This is a genomic window from Streptomyces sp. NPDC107562 (assembly GCF_055657325.1).
Map to the genome: position 1 here is coordinate 80,201 of NZ_JBVKBE010000018.1, position 13,645 is coordinate 93,845.

Below are 13,645 nucleotides of genomic sequence, written 5' to 3' on the forward strand. Positions count from 1 at the left end.
CCGTTGTCGGTGGGCGCCTATAACCTCGTATGCGTGTCGTCTCTCGCGCTGTACCGCCGCTATCGCCCGGAGTCGTTCGCCGAGGTCATCGGGCAGGAGCATGTAACCGACCCGCTGCAGCAGGCGCTGCGGAACAACCGGGTCAATCACGCGTACCTGTTCAGCGGTCCGCGGGGATGCGGCAAGACCACCAGCGCCCGGATCCTGGCCCGCTGCCTCAACTGCGAGCAGGGGCCCACCCCGACGCCCTGCGGGGAGTGCCAGTCGTGCCAGGACCTCGCGCGCAACGGCCCCGGTTCGATCGACGTCATCGAGATCGACGCCGCTTCGCACGGTGGTGTGGACGACGCCCGTGAGCTGCGGGAGAAAGCCTTCTTCGGCCCCGCGAGCAGCCGGTACAAGATCTACATCATCGACGAGGCCCACATGGTCACGTCGGCCGGCTTCAACGCGCTCCTCAAGGTCGTCGAGGAACCCCCGGAGCACCTGAAGTTCATCTTCGCCACCACCGAGCCCGAGAAGGTCATCGGGACGATCCGCTCCCGCACGCACCACTACCCGTTCCGGCTGGTGCCGCCCGGCACCCTGCGGGAGTACCTCGGAGAGGTGTGCGGCAAGGAGGAGATCCCGGTCGAGGACGGTGTGCTGCCGCTCGTCGTGCGGGCCGGCGCCGGATCCGTGCGTGACTCCATGTCCGTCATGGACCAACTGCTCGCGGGCGCCGGGGCGGACGGTGTGACATACGCCATGGCCACCTCCCTGCTCGGCTACACCGACGGGTCGCTGCTCGATTCCGTCGTCGAGGCGTTCGCCACCGGGGACGGCGCCGCGGCCTTCGAGGTCGTGGACCGTGTGATCGAGGGCGGGAACGACCCGCGGCGCTTCGTCGCCGACCTGCTGGAGCGGCTGCGGGACCTCGTGATCCTCGCGGCGGTTCCGGACGCCCTGGAGAAGGGGCTCATCGACGCCCCCGCCGACGTGCTGGAGCGGATGCGGGCCCAGGCCGGCACCTTCGGCCCCGCGGAGCTCAGCCGCGCCGCCGACCTCGTCAACGAGGGCCTCACCGAGATGCGCGGCGCCACCTCGCCGCGCCTTCAGCTGGAGCTGATCTGCGCGCGCGTGCTGCTGCCCGCCGCCTACGGCGACGAGCGGTCCACGATGGCCCGCCTCGACCGTCTGGAGCGGGGCGTGAACTTCTCCGCGGGAGCCCCGGCGCCCGCCATGGGATACGTTCCCGGACCCGACGCGCACGGGGCAGCGCCCGCGAGCACGGCCGCGGCCGTACCGCCCGGCGGCGGCGTCGCCGCGGCACGTGCCGCGGTGCGCACCCCGGGCGGCGGCGCCCCGGAAGCCGCGGGTGCCGCACCGGCGGGCCCGGCCGGGTCCGGCGACCGGCGGGCCGACGTACCGCCCGCCGCGGCCCCCGGCGCGGGCGGGCCCGCCCAGCCGCCCGCGCCCCCCACCCCGACGGAGGCACCGGCGCCGGCCCCCGCTCCGGCAGCACCCGGCGCCTGGCCCACGGCCACCCCGGCCGGCTCCGGTCCCGCCGCCCGGCGGCCCGGCGGCTGGCCCACCGCCACGACCCCCGGTGGCGGCGGACGGCCCGCGTCGGCCCCCTCGCCTGCCCCTGCTCCTGCCGCACAGGCACCGGCGCCCACACCCGCGCCCGCCCCGGTCGCACCGGCCTCCCCGCCCCCGGGCGGCGGCCCTGACCCCCGCACGCTCTGGCCGAACATCCTCGAAGCGGTGAAGAACCGCCGCCGCTTCACCTGGATCCTCCTCAGTCAGAACGCCCAGATCACCGGCTTCGACGGCACCACGCTCCAGCTCGGCTTCGTCAACGTCGGAGCCCGCGACAACTTCGTGAGCAGCGGCAGCGAGGACGTGCTGCGGCAGGCCCTGGCCGAGCAGTTCAACGTCCACTGGAAGATCGAGGCCCTCGTCGACCCCTCGGGCGGCGGCGCGGCACCACCGCCGCCGGGCAGCGGCGGCGGGGGTGGTTACGGCGGCGGCGGGGCGACCGGCGGCTTCGGTGGCGGTGGCGGCTCCCTGGGCTCCGGCGGCGGAGCCGCGAGCGGCGGCTTCGGCGGCGCCGCGCCGGGCGGCACCGGCGGCGGGACCACGACCGCCCAGCGCCCGGCGTCGGGGCAGCCGTCCTCGGCCGCCCCCGCCCCGGTTGGCGCCGCGTCCGCCCCGGCGGCGGCCCCTCACCCCCCGGCCCGGCCCTCCGCGCCCGAGCCGCCCCCCGTCTCCATCGAGGACGACATCCCCGAGGACGACGACCCCGACCTCGACGAGTCCGCCCTCTCCGGCCAGGACCTGATCGTGCGGGAACTCGGGGCGACGGTGATGGACGAGTTCTCGAACGACTGACGACTGACGACTGACCCACGACGCATGACCAGTGACGCATGACGCATGACGCATGACGACTGACAGACGCTGGCGACGGCCGGCGGGCGCTGACGTCCGGCGATGAACGCCCCCCTTTCGGAGAAACCCACAACGCCCCGCCCCGCCCTCCTTCGGCATCCCCCACAAACCCACCCCACCCGCTCCCGTTAGGCTGGCCCCGTGAAGGTCCTCGTCATCGGTACCGGCGCCCGCGAACACGCCCTGTGCCGCTCCCTGTCCCTCGACCCCGCCGTGACGGCGCTGCACTGCGCCCCCGGCAACGCCGGCATCGCCGAGGTGGCCGAGCTGCACCCCGTCGACGCCCTGGACGGCGCGGCCGTGTCCGCGCTGGCCCTGGAGCTGGGCGCCGACCTCGTGGTCGTGGGCCCGGAGGCCCCGCTGGTCGCGGGTGTCGCGGACGCCGTGCGCGAGGCGGGGATCGCCGTGTTCGGCCCCTCCCAGGAGGCCGCGCGCCTGGAGGGCTCGAAGGCCTTCGCCAAGGACGTCATGGCCGAGGCCGACGTCCCGACCGCCCGCTCGTACGTCTGCACGACGGAGGCGGAAGTCGACACCGCGCTCGACGCCTTCGGCCCGCCCTACGTGGTCAAGGACGACGGTCTGGCCGCCGGCAAGGGAGTCGTCGTCACCGCCGACCTCGACGCCGCCAAGGCGCACGCCGTCGCCTGCGACCGCGTGGTCATCGAGGAGTACCTGGACGGCCCCGAGGTCTCCCTCTTCGCCGTGACCGACGGCGAGACGGTCGTCCCGCTCCAGCCGGCCCAGGACTTCAAGCGCGCGCTGGACGGCGACGAGGGCCCGAACACCGGCGGCATGGGTGCGTACTCCCCGCTCCCCTGGGCCGACCCGAAGCTCGTGGACGACGTCCTGCAGAGCGTCCTGCAGCCGACGGTCGACGAGATGCGCCGCCGCGGCACCCCCTTCTCCGGCCTCCTCTACGCCGGACTGGCGATCACCGGGCGGGGAGTGCGGGTCATCGAGTTCAACGCCCGGTTCGGCGACCCGGAGACCCAGGTGGTCTTGGCCCGCCTGAAAACCCCGCTGGCCGGCATCCTGATGGCCGCCGCCACCGGCAACCTCGCGAGCATCGAACCGCTGCGCTGGAGCGAGGACGCGGCCGTCACCGTCGTCATCGCCTCGCACAACTACCCCGGCACCCCCCGGACGGGCGACCCGATCACCGGCCTGGACGCGGTGGCCGAGCAAGACGCCCCGCACGCGTTCGTCCTGCACGCCGGCACCAGGCAGGACGGCGACTCGGTCGTCAGCGCGGGTGGCCGGGTCCTGTCCGTCACCGCGACGGGCGGCGATCTCGCCCAGGCCCGCGAGCGGGCGTACCGCGCCGTCACCCGCGTCCACCTGGACGGCTCCCAGCACCGGACGGACATCGCGGCGAAGGCGGCGTCGGGCGCCTAGCCCGAACCCGCCCCGATCTTCGTCGTCAGCCGTCTGACCAGGCACTCCGCAGGCCCCGGACCCCCCATGGATCCGGGGCCTGATCCTTGCCCTGCGTCATCCACCTTTCCCCAGAGCCATTCCATCGAGTGACCGATGCCGTATCCGGCTGACGGGGGCCGGGGCCCCAACTAGGGTGCGGCGCAAGCGTTCCGGCACTTGGCCCACCGGCATTGCGATGTCAGTGGTGGGTGCCACAGTGGGGGAGTGAGCAACGCCAGGACAGCCAGCAATGCCAGGACGGGAGGGGGTGAGGTCCGGACGTGACAGGCATCGGTGTGGAGACAGGGACTCAGAGCGCACGTCACCGTGCGCTGGCCGTGCTGCGGATCCGCAGCCGGGCACTGGCCGCCGCCGTGCTGCCCGCGGCCGTGGCCGTGGTCCTGCTGGCGGGCGGCTCCACCGGCCGTCTCGCCGGCGCCGGGTGGGACGGCGCGCGCTGGGCGGTGAGCGCGGTCGCGCTTCTCGTGCTGCTGGCCGCCGGCGGCTTCGCGCTGCTGCTCGCCCGGGCCCGGCCCGCGATGAGCCCGACGGTTGCGATCGCCGAGCGTGCGGCGCCCGATCTCTACCGGCTGGTGCGTGACCTCGCCGACCGCCTCGACGTCCCCGCTCCCTCCGCGATAGCGCTGACCCCGGACTGCGACAGCTGGCTGGAGGACCGCACGCATCCGGCTCACGGCCCACCGGCCGGGCCGACCGCCCGCGACGAGATGACGAACCCCGTACGACGGCACGGGCAGCGCCGTACGACGGCCAGTCCCGTCCTCGTCATCGGCTCCCCCTTCCTGTGGTGGATGCGCGTCGGCGAACTGCGCGCGGTGCTCGCCCCGGTCGTCGCCGGTACGGGGCCTTCGGCCCATCCCGACATAGCGGCCGCCCGGCGTTTCGTGCGGGCCCTGGACGCGGCGGTCGCCGTGGCCTCGGCACCGGGCCGCCGCCGCGTGACCCGCACCGGGTGCGCGGCCGCCGGCCGGCTGGCCCGGCTGCTGCTGCGCAGCTGCCGCGAGCACGCGGCCGAGATGGAGCGCGGGGTCGCCGCGGCGGCCGCCGAGCGTGCACAGGCTGTGGACTACGGGCTGCGGATCGTCGCGCAGGAACAGGTCGGCCTGGCGTACGCCGGCTGGGACCGCCTGCTCACCCGGGTCGCGTTGCCCGCCTGGCGGATGGGCCGCTGGCCGTCCCGGCTGGACGCCGGCGTCGTCGCCGCCCTCACCGAGCTGTCCCGGCGGGACCGCCTCGCCGAGGGCTTCGCCTCGCGCCTGGGCGAGCGTCCCGCCTGCGACCTCCTCGAAGAGCCCGGCCTGGTCGACGAGGCCACCTCACTCCTCGCGGCCCGCCTCTTCCACGGCGGCCCGGCGGAGTCCGGTCCCGACTGGTCGCCGGTGGCCTGGCAGGAGTATCCGGACGAAGTGGTGGACCGCAAGTGGCGCACCGACGCCGCCCGCCTCCACCGCGTCCTGGACACCCTCGGCGTACGCCGCGCCACCCGCGACACCGACCACGGCCCCACCCTGGCCCGCGTCCTGAACCACCTGACGGACCCGCCCCTGAACCCGGACCCGGAGCACGAAGCCCCCACGGCCGACGCCACGCCGCTCGACGCCGACCAGGCGGCCCCGGACCGGCCCACCGACCCGGCCACCGTCATCGACGGGACCCGGACCCCCGACCCGGCCCCGGACACCGCACACGCGGACCTCCCGGAACCTGAGGCCATCGAACACCTCGAACACCTCGAACATCTGGAAGACCTCGCGGACTTCGCCGACTTCGAGGACCCGGAGGACTCGACGCCCAGCGACCCCCGCAGCGCCGCCCTCGCCGCGGGCCTCAGTGCGGAACTCGCCCGCGAAGAGGCGGTCCACGCCCCGTCCCGCGCGAGCGCGCCCGCCCCCAGCCCGGACGCCCTGTGGGACGACGGCGCCCTCCCCCTCTTCCCCCTGCAACCCCCGCGCACCCCGCGCGAGCTGCTCGCCGACCACGTCACGGCGATGGTCTGCTGCGCCGCGATGGACACCGCCGGCGCCGCTCCCGGCCTGGACTGGCTCGACGGCCCCTCCCTCCTGGTCAAGGGCGAGCGCGCCGCCGACCTGACGCCCCGGGTCCTGAGCCTCATAGAGGACGGTGACCCGGCCCCGCTCAGAGCCTGGCTGGCCGAGGTCGGGATACGCGCGGAGAAGCCTGTACGTCTTGTCTGAGCCGGGCGCGACCGCCCGCCTTTCGGCCCGCACCCCTCCTGCCCCCGCCTCCTGCGGAGTCGCCGCTTCCGCTTTCGGTCAATTCGAAACGAACAGTGACGAAGTCCGTGCGTAATGTGATGTGCTGGGTAAGGAACGCGCACATGGCAATCGCACGCGACATAAGACAGTCGTACAAATGCGACAGCGGGTCACGCCAAAGCGGCCCCAAGCGATCCACAACAGAAGAAACCGCACCGCACCGCGCCACAGCACACTCACCGCCGCCGAGAGCGACCGCACGACCAGAACACACGGCGCCGAGGGAGGGGAACGACCATGGGGTCGGAGCAGATTCGACGCTGGGAGTCGGGAGCACTGGCACACGCCGTGACGGATCCTTTCGGCCAGGGCCCGCTTCCCTGGCTGCGCGGCAGCGAGACGTATTTCGACGACACCGGCCAGGTGGTCCCCTGGTACGTGGACCCGGCCCCCGCCGGCCGGCAGGCCCTGGGCACCGCGTCCGCACGTGTCCCCGCCCCGCGCTCCGGCGGTCCCCGCGCCGCCGACGACGTGCGACGCCAGATCAAGGGCTTCGTCTCCACCGGCGCGGCCGCTCCCGGCGAGGCCGTCGACTTCCACGTCACCGTCGACCCGCCCCAGGAATTCGCCGTCGACGTCTACCGCATCGGGCACTACGGCGGCGACGGCGCGGCCAAGATCACCACCAGCCCCCGCCTCTCCGGCATCGTGCAGCCCCCGCCGCTCACCGCCGACCGCACGGTCTCCTGCCACCACTGGTGGCTGTCCTGGCGGTTGCAGATCCCGTCGGACTGGAGCGTCGGCGCGTACGTCGCCGTCCTCACCACCGTCGACGGCTACCGCTCCCACGTGCCGTTCACGGTCCGCGACGACCACCCGGCCGACCTGCTCCTGCTGCTGCCGGACGTCACCTGGCAGGCGTACAACCTCTACCCCGAGGACGGCCGCACCGGCGCGAGCCTCTACCACGCCTGGGACGAGAACGGCCGGCTGCTCGGCGAGGCCGACGCCGCGACGACCGTCTCCTTCGACCGGCCGTACGCCGGAGCGGGCCTGCCCCTGCACGTCGGCCACGCCTACGACTTCATCCGCTGGGCCGAGCGCTACGGCTACGACCTCGCCTACGCCGACGCCCGCGACCTGCACGCCGGCCGCGTCGACCCCACGCGCTACCGGGGCCTGGTCTTCCCGGGCCACGACGAGTACTGGTCGACGAACATGCGCCGCACCGCGGAGCTGGCCCGCGAGCAGGGCACCTCCCTCGTCTTCCTCTCCTCCAACTCCCTGTACTGGCAGGTCGAGTTGGGCCCGTCCCCGTCCGGCACCCCCGACCGCCTCCTGACCTGCCGCAAGCGCAAGGGCCCCGGCAGGCCGCTGCTGTGGCGAGAGATCGACCGCCCGGAGCAGCAGCTGATCGGCATCCAGTACGCGGGCCGGGTCCCCGAACCGCGGCCGCTGATCGTCCGCAACGCGAGCCACTGGCTGTGGGAGGCGACCGGCGCGCACGAGGGCGACGCGATCGAGGGGCTGGTGGCCGGCGAGGCCGATCGCTACTTCCCGCGCACCCCGCTGCCCGACCACGACGAGCGGATCCTGCTCGCCCACTCCCCGTACACCGACGGCGAGGGCGTCCCGCGCCACCAGGAGACGTCCCTCTACCGCGCCCCCTCAGGCGCCCTGGTCTTCGCCGCAGGAACGTTCGCCTGGTCCCCGGCGCTGGACCGCCCCGGCCATGTGGACCCGCGCATCCAGCGCGCCACCGCCAATCTCCTGGACCGCATCTGCAAACGCGACTGATCACGGCGGACGCCGCCCGGCCCGACCGTCCGCTCCCTCACGACCCGCTGTCCCCGCCCATCCCGGCATACGGGAGAATCGACCCACTTGGACAGAACCACGGGGAGGAACCGTGTCCGGATTCGTCGAAAAGCCCGAGCCGACCGAGGTTCCGGGCCTGGTGCATCTGCACACCGGCAAGGTGCGCGAGCTGTACCGGAACGAGGCGGGCGACCTCGTGATGGTCGCCAGCGACCGCATCTCGGCCTACGACTGGGTGCTGCCGACCGAGATCCCCGACAAGGGCCGCGTCCTCACCCAGCTGTCGCTGTGGTGGTTCGACCAGCTCGCCGACCTGGTTCCGAGCCATGTCCTGAGCACCGAACTCCCGGCGGGCGCTCCCGCCGACTGGGCGGGCCGCACGCTGGTCTGCACGTCCTTGCGGATGGTCCCCGTGGAGTGCGTGGCCCGCGGCTACCTCACGGGCTCCGGCCTCGCCGAGTACCAGGAGACCCGTACGGTCTGCGGCCTCGCCCTCCCCGAAGGCCTCGTCGACGGCTCCGAACTCCCCGCCCCGATCTTCACCCCGGCCACCAAGGCCGAGGTCGGCGAGCACGACGAGAACGTCTCCTACGAGGAGGTCGCCCGCCAGGTCGGCGCGGAGACCGCCGCCCAGCTCCGCCAGGCCACCCTCGCCGTCTACGGCCGCGCCCGCGACATCGCCCGGGACCGGGGGATCGTCCTCGCCGACACAAAGTTCGAGTTCGGCTTCGACGGCGACGACCTCGTCCTGGCGGACGAGGTCCTCACGCCCGACTCCTCCCGTTTCTGGCCGGCCGACCAGTGGGAGCCGGGCCGCACGCAGCCGTCGTACGACAAGCAGTACGTCCGTGACTGGCTGACCTCGTCCGAGTCCGGCTGGGACCGCAGGAGCGAGCAGCCCCCGCCGGCACTGCCGCGGCACGTCGTCGAGGCGACCCGGGCCAAGTACGTGGAGGCGTACGAGCGTCTGACGGGCCTCGCCTGGTCGTAGCGGAACGCGGAGAGCCCCCCGGTCGAAACCGGGGGGCTCTTCTCGGAGCGGACGACGAGGCTCGAACTCGCGACCTCAACCTTGGCAAGGTTGCGCTCTACCAACTGAGCTACGTCCGCAGTGCGCCGTGGCGCGTCAGCAACTATACCCAACCTCGCTCGCGGGCGAGACGTGCGGCCGCATGCCGGTTCTCCACACCGAGTTTGGACACGGCCGACGAGAGATAGTTCCGCACGGTCCCCTGGGACAGCGCCGCCCGCTCGGCGATCTCCGCGACCGGTGCCCCGTCGGCGGCCAGCTCCAGGACCTCCGCCTCCCGGGCGGTGAGGGGCGAGTCACCGGCGGAGATGGCGTCCGCGGCCAACTCGGGGTCGACGTAACGGTTCCCGGCGTGCACGGTGCGGATGATCTCCGCGAGCCGCTGCGCGCTGACCGTCTTCGGCACGAACCCCCGGACGCCCGCCGCCAGGGCCCGCTTCAGATGTCCCGGCCGCCCGTGGCTGGTGACGATCAGCGTCTGGCAGCCGGGCAGTTCGGTCCGCAGCGATGTGGCGACCTTCACACCGTCGGCTCCCGGCATCTGGAGGTCCAGCACGGCCACATCGGGCTCGTGCGCCCGCGCCATCGCCAGCGCCTCCGGCCCGCTCGCCGCCTCGGCGACCACCACGAGGTCGTCCTCCAGCGACAACAGGGCGGCCAGCGCACCCCGGATCAGATGCTCGTCGTCGGCGAGCAGCACCCGCACGGTCACGACGCCACCCCTACGGAGGCGGTCAGCGGCACCTCGGCCACCAGCCGGAACAGCCCGCGACCGGAGGGACCGGCCTCCAGCGTCCCGTCGACCGCCGCCAGCCGCTCCCGCAGCCCGGCGAGCCCCGAGCCCCCGCCCGTTCCCGTCCCCGTGCCGGCGCCCGCGACAGCCGTCACTCCGTCGTTCTCCACGGTCAGTACCACCCGCCCCTTGAGCATCCGCAGCCCCACCACGCATCGTTCGGCATTCCCGTGCCGCAGCACATTGGTGGTCGCTTCCCGCACCACCCACCCCAGCGCCGACTGCACCTCGTCCGGCAGTCTCGCCGCCGTCTCCTCCCCGGACACCTCGCAGGCGATCCCGGCGGCCGTCAGCACGCCCTGCGCACCGGCGAGTTCGACCCCGAGGTCGGCCTCCCGGTAGCCCCGTACGACCTCCCGCACCTCGCGCTGCGACTCCTGCGCGATCCGCTGCACCTCGATCATCTGCTCCACGGCCTCGGGCCGCCCGCGCCGCGCCAGTTGCACCGCCAGCTCGCTCTTCAGGGCGATCACGGCGAGGTTGCGTCCCACCACGTCGTGCATGTCCCGCCCGAACCGCAGGCGTTCCTCCGCCACGGCGAGCCGGGCCCGCGTCTCCCGGGCGGCGTCGAGTTCGTAGACGCCGTTGAGCAGCCAGACGGAGAAGACGGAGGTGAACGCGAGGAAGCCGGTCGCGAACAGCGCCACCGCCCCCGTCACCAGCGCCTGGGACGGGGAGCGGCCCAGCGCCAGGGCCGTCAGGGCGGTACCCGCCGAGAAGCCGAGCACGAGGCCGACCACCCGGCGCCGGTCCCGGACGCCGAGGGCCAGCGCGCCCACGCCGAACGACAGCACGGCGGCCGTCATGGTGCCGAGCGCGGTCGTGGTGTCGTCGTCGGCCGGGCCACGGTCGAGGACCACGAGCACGAGGACGACCGAGGCCGCGCTGAAGACACCCAGCGCCCCCATCGTCCGCAGCGGCTGGGGACGCAGGCCGCGCACCCAGTCCAGTGCCCAGGTGGCGACCAGCGCGCAGAACGCCGCGTGGACGCAGATCAGCAGGAACAGCCAGGTCCCGAGCGGCTGCCGTACCCCTCCGAGGAGCGGCAGGCCACACACTCCCGCCTCGACCACCGGGAAGAAGTGGAACGACCACCGTGTGTAGGTCTCCACCTGCGCCGGCGTGCTCTTGCTCCGCCACCATCGTCCCGGCCTGGACATCCGACCGCCACTCCCGTCCGTCAGCGCCTCGGCTCCCACCGGAACCACCGCTGTACAGCAAACACCGCGAGGCAGGTCCAGGCCAGCGCGACGGCCAGCGCCCCGAGCGCCTCGTAGGCCGGCAGATCCCCGGTCCACGCGCCCCGCACCAGTGTGATGACGGGCGTCAGTGGCAGCAGTTCGCACACCGAGGCGATGCGGTCGGGCAGCACTTCGAGGGGAATGGTCACACCCGAGCCGAGCATGGACACGAACAGCAGGGGCAGGCTGGTCACCTGGGCGCTCTCGGCGGTCCGGGTGAAAGTGGCCGTGACCGCGGCCAGTGCCCCGCACAGCACGAGTCCCACCAGTACTCCCACGACCGCCAGATGGGGCGCGGGCGGTGCTCCGAGGTCGAGCAGCACCGTGCCGCCGACCGCCATCAGGACGCACTGGGCCAGCCCGATCGCCGACGCCGGCAACGCGGTCGCCAGCAGGATCTCCTTGTCCCGCAGCTCACCGGTGCGCAGCCGCTTCAGGACGAGTTCCTCCCGGCGCACGACGTAGGCGCTGGTCAGGGCCGAGTAGACGGCGAAGAGCAAGGAGAAGCCGATGGCGGCGGGCAGCAGCACCGTGCCGATGGTGAGCCCGGCGTCCGCGAGGTCCATCCCGTCGACGGCGGTGCGCACGCTGAGCGGCAGCAGCAGGGGAACGGCCACCGCCGTGACCAGCGTGGCGCGGCTGCGCCCGAGCAACGTCAACTCCGCCCGTGCCAGCGAGGACATCCGGCCCCCGGCCGTGGTGCTGCTCATGCCGCCACCCCTTCCTTCTCCGCCGTGGCGGCCGAAGCCTGCCCGGCGATCCGCAGGAACGCCTCCTCCAGTGAGGCCGATCGCACATCCAGCCCGCGCAGCTCGACTCCGGCGCCGCGGGCCCACAGGAGCAGCTCGGTGGCGGTCCGCTGCACCTCGTGCGTGCGCAGCCGTACCGTCCGGCCGTCCGTCTCGTGCCCGACGACGCCCAGCTCGCCGAGGGCCGGCAGGTCCCCGAGGAAGTAGGACTCGGGCAGCTCGAAGGAGATCCGGGCCGGCTGGGTCGCCGTCACCTCGGCGGGGGTCCCGGTCTCGGCGATCCGCCCCTGGTGCAGGATCGCCAGCCGGTCGGCGAGACCCTCGGCCTCCTCCAGGTAGTGCGTGGTCAGCAGCACCGTCGTTCCGGCGTCCCGCAGTTCCCGGACCAACTCCCAGGTGTCGCGGCGCCCTTCGGCGTCGAGGCCGGTCGTCGGCTCGTCCAGGAACAGCACCTCGGGCCTGCCGAGCAGCGCCAGCGCCAGGTCGAGCCGCCGCCGTTCACCCCCGGACAGCTGCTTCACACGGACGTCGGGCCGCCGGCCGAGCCCGACCAGCTCCAGCGCCTCGCCCACGGGCCGCGCCCCGGTCGTGCAGCCGGCCCACATCCGGACCGTCTCCGCGACGGTCAGCTCGGAGGGGAACCCGCCCTCCTGCAGCATCACCCCGGTCCGCGGCCGGACGGCGGCGCGCTCGGCGTAGGGGTCGTGCCCCAGTACCCGGACGCGACCCCCGGAGGGTGCCGCGAGGCCTTCCAGCAGTTCGACGGTCGACGTCTTGCCCGCCCCGTTGGTGCCCAGCAGCGCGAAGACCTCGGCATGTTTCACGTGGAACGTGATCCCGCGTACCGCCTCGAACCCGCCCCCGTAGACACGGCTCAGATCGGTGACCTCAATCACGTGATCGTGCTCGTTCGTGTTCATGCCTTCAGCATCCCGGCGGGCGATCGCCGGAAGCAGTGCACGGTGTCATCACTGCTCATGACAAATGTCAGACGCCTCATCGGGTAGGGCGTCGGACTCCTGCGCGTACGCCGAAGGCCCCGGTCATTGACCGGGGCCTTCGATAAAGAGAGCGGACGACGAGGCTCGAACTCGCGACCTCAACCTTGGCAAGGTTGCGCTCTACCAACTGAGCTACGTCCGCATATGCCCCCGACCGGCTTTCACCGATCGGTGCGAGCACCAGCCTACCTGATCCACAAGTGTGGTCTGTACGGCGATGCAGAGCGGGTGACAGGAATCGCACACTGCGCCTTCCCCCTGGAAGGGGGATGTTCTACTACTGAACTACACCCGCATGTACTCCGTGAGCTGGGTTTTTTCTTCCCGGCCCGTCGGCGTGCTCCAGACTCTAGCTGATCACCTGGGGTGCTGTGCAAGTCGGTTGCGCCAGGGGGCGTCTGAACGCCCGTCGGGGCCCGGCCCACGGAGCCGGTTCGGACGCCGGGATCACTGCGCCGCGGTGAACGCCTCGTAGACCTTCTTGGGGATGCGGCCCCGGGCCGGCACGTCCATTTTGTTGGCCTGTGCCCAGGCCCGCACGGCCGCCGGGTCGGGGGCGACCTCCGTCTGCCGGTAGGCCTTGCCCGACCTCGACCGCTTGCGGCCGGCGTCCACGTAGGGCGCGAGCGCCTTACGCAGTTTCTTGGCATTGGCTTCATTCAGGTCGATCTCGTACGACTTGCCGTCGAGCCCGAAGGCGATCGTTTCCGCCGCTTCCGAGCCGTCGATGTCGTCAAAGAGAGTGACCACGACCTTCTGCGCCACGAATATCGGTCCCTTCGTACGGCACGTCTATCCAGCTCAGCTGCGACGACATGCCGAGTGTCGGCTTTTGCCAATTCATTTGTACAGTGCCCGGCAAAGCATTGTGAAGCCCGACTAAATCTCTCCGCGTGTCCCGATGCAATAGCTCTCGCGGGTGGATCT

10 protein-coding genes and 3 tRNA genes are annotated in these 13,645 nt (G+C 72.8%); 5 read left to right on the forward strand and 8 right to left on the reverse strand.

The features are described from left to right. Window positions 1–33 precede the first annotated feature (33 nt). The 5 genes from ACZ7LV_RS34550 to ACZ7LV_RS34570 all read left to right on the forward strand — a co-directional run bounded on the left by ACZ7LV_RS34550 (window position 34) and on the right by ACZ7LV_RS34570 (window position 8,895). A complete protein-coding gene (locus ACZ7LV_RS34550; protein ID WP_471945318.1) occupies window positions 34–2,373 on the forward strand; it encodes a DNA polymerase III subunit gamma and tau in 2,340 nt (779 codons plus the stop codon). A 201-nt stretch (window positions 2,374–2,574) separates the two neighbouring features. Next, window positions 2,575–3,828 carry a phosphoribosylamine--glycine ligase gene (gene purD / locus ACZ7LV_RS34555; RefSeq protein ID WP_471945320.1) on the forward strand — a complete coding sequence of 418 codons (1,254 nt, stop codon included), beginning with the start codon at window positions 2,575–2,577 and terminating at the stop codon, window positions 3,826–3,828. Window positions 3,829–4,130: 302 nt separating this feature from the next. Then, complete coding sequence (locus ACZ7LV_RS34560; RefSeq protein WP_471945322.1) at window positions 4,131–6,065, forward strand: M48 family metalloprotease; 1,935 nt, start codon at window positions 4,131–4,133, stop codon at window positions 6,063–6,065. Between the two features lie 318 nt (window positions 6,066–6,383). Then, the gene (locus ACZ7LV_RS34565; RefSeq protein WP_471945324.1) at window positions 6,384–7,883 is read left to right on the forward strand and encodes a N,N-dimethylformamidase beta subunit family domain-containing protein; all 1,500 of its coding nucleotides are present in this window, start codon (window positions 6,384–6,386) and stop codon (window positions 7,881–7,883) included. A 112-nt stretch (window positions 7,884–7,995) separates the two neighbouring features. Next, window positions 7,996–8,895, forward strand: coding sequence for a phosphoribosylaminoimidazolesuccinocarboxamide synthase (locus ACZ7LV_RS34570; RefSeq protein WP_471945326.1), 900 nt, complete (start codon window positions 7,996–7,998; stop codon window positions 8,893–8,895). Between the two features lie 46 nt (window positions 8,896–8,941). Here ACZ7LV_RS34570 and ACZ7LV_RS34575 read toward each other — a convergent pair. From ACZ7LV_RS34575 to ACZ7LV_RS34610, 8 genes are all read right to left on the reverse strand, one after another. Next, window positions 8,942–9,014: transfer RNA gene (locus ACZ7LV_RS34575), tRNA-Gly, on the reverse strand. A gap of 23 nt (window positions 9,015–9,037) precedes the next feature. Next, window positions 9,038–9,646 carry a response regulator gene (locus tag ACZ7LV_RS34580; RefSeq protein ID WP_471945327.1) on the reverse strand — a complete coding sequence of 203 codons (609 nt, stop codon included), beginning with the start codon at window positions 9,644–9,646 and terminating at the stop codon, window positions 9,038–9,040. Next, a complete protein-coding gene (locus ACZ7LV_RS34585) occupies window positions 9,643–10,887 on the reverse strand; it encodes a sensor histidine kinase (protein ID WP_471945328.1) in 1,245 nt (414 codons plus the stop codon). Before ACZ7LV_RS34585 ends, ACZ7LV_RS34580 begins: the two co-directional genes overlap by 4 nt. A 20-nt stretch (window positions 10,888–10,907) precedes the next feature. Then, window positions 10,908–11,678 carry an ABC transporter permease gene (locus ACZ7LV_RS34590; RefSeq protein ID WP_471945329.1) on the reverse strand — a complete coding sequence of 257 codons (771 nt, stop codon included), beginning with the start codon at window positions 11,676–11,678 and terminating at the stop codon, window positions 10,908–10,910. Beyond that, entirely contained in the window at window positions 11,675–12,637 is a 963-nt protein-coding gene (locus tag ACZ7LV_RS34595) for an ABC transporter ATP-binding protein (protein WP_471945330.1), read from the reverse strand. Before ACZ7LV_RS34595 ends, ACZ7LV_RS34590 begins: the two co-directional genes overlap by 4 nt. A 150-nt stretch (window positions 12,638–12,787) precedes the next feature. Then, window positions 12,788–12,860: transfer RNA gene (locus ACZ7LV_RS34600), tRNA-Gly, on the reverse strand. A gap of 81 nt (window positions 12,861–12,941) precedes the next feature. Next, window positions 12,942–13,013, reverse strand: a tRNA-Gly gene (locus tag ACZ7LV_RS34605). A gap of 152 nt (window positions 13,014–13,165) precedes the next feature. Then, the gene (locus tag ACZ7LV_RS34610; protein ID WP_365454801.1) at window positions 13,166–13,483 is read right to left on the reverse strand and encodes a histone-like nucleoid-structuring protein Lsr2; all 318 of its coding nucleotides are present in this window, start codon (window positions 13,481–13,483) and stop codon (window positions 13,166–13,168) included. Window positions 13,484–13,645: the final 162 nt, after the last annotated feature.

Bases quoted from the DNA above. Each gene is read 5' to 3' on its own strand.
- ACZ7LV_RS34585 (WP_471945328.1), bottom strand. From the start codon at position 10,887: ATGTCCAGGCCGGGACGATGGTGGCGGAGCAAGAGCACGCCGGCGCAG.
- ACZ7LV_RS34595 (WP_471945330.1), bottom strand. From the start codon at position 12,637: ATGAACACGAACGAGCACGATCACGTGATTGAGGTCACCGATCTGAGC.
- ACZ7LV_RS34590 (WP_471945329.1), bottom strand. From the start codon at position 11,678: ATGAGCAGCACCACGGCCGGGGGCCGGATGTCCTCGCTGGCACGGGCG.
- ACZ7LV_RS34565 (WP_471945324.1), top strand. From the start codon at position 6,384: ATGGGGTCGGAGCAGATTCGACGCTGGGAGTCGGGAGCACTGGCACAC.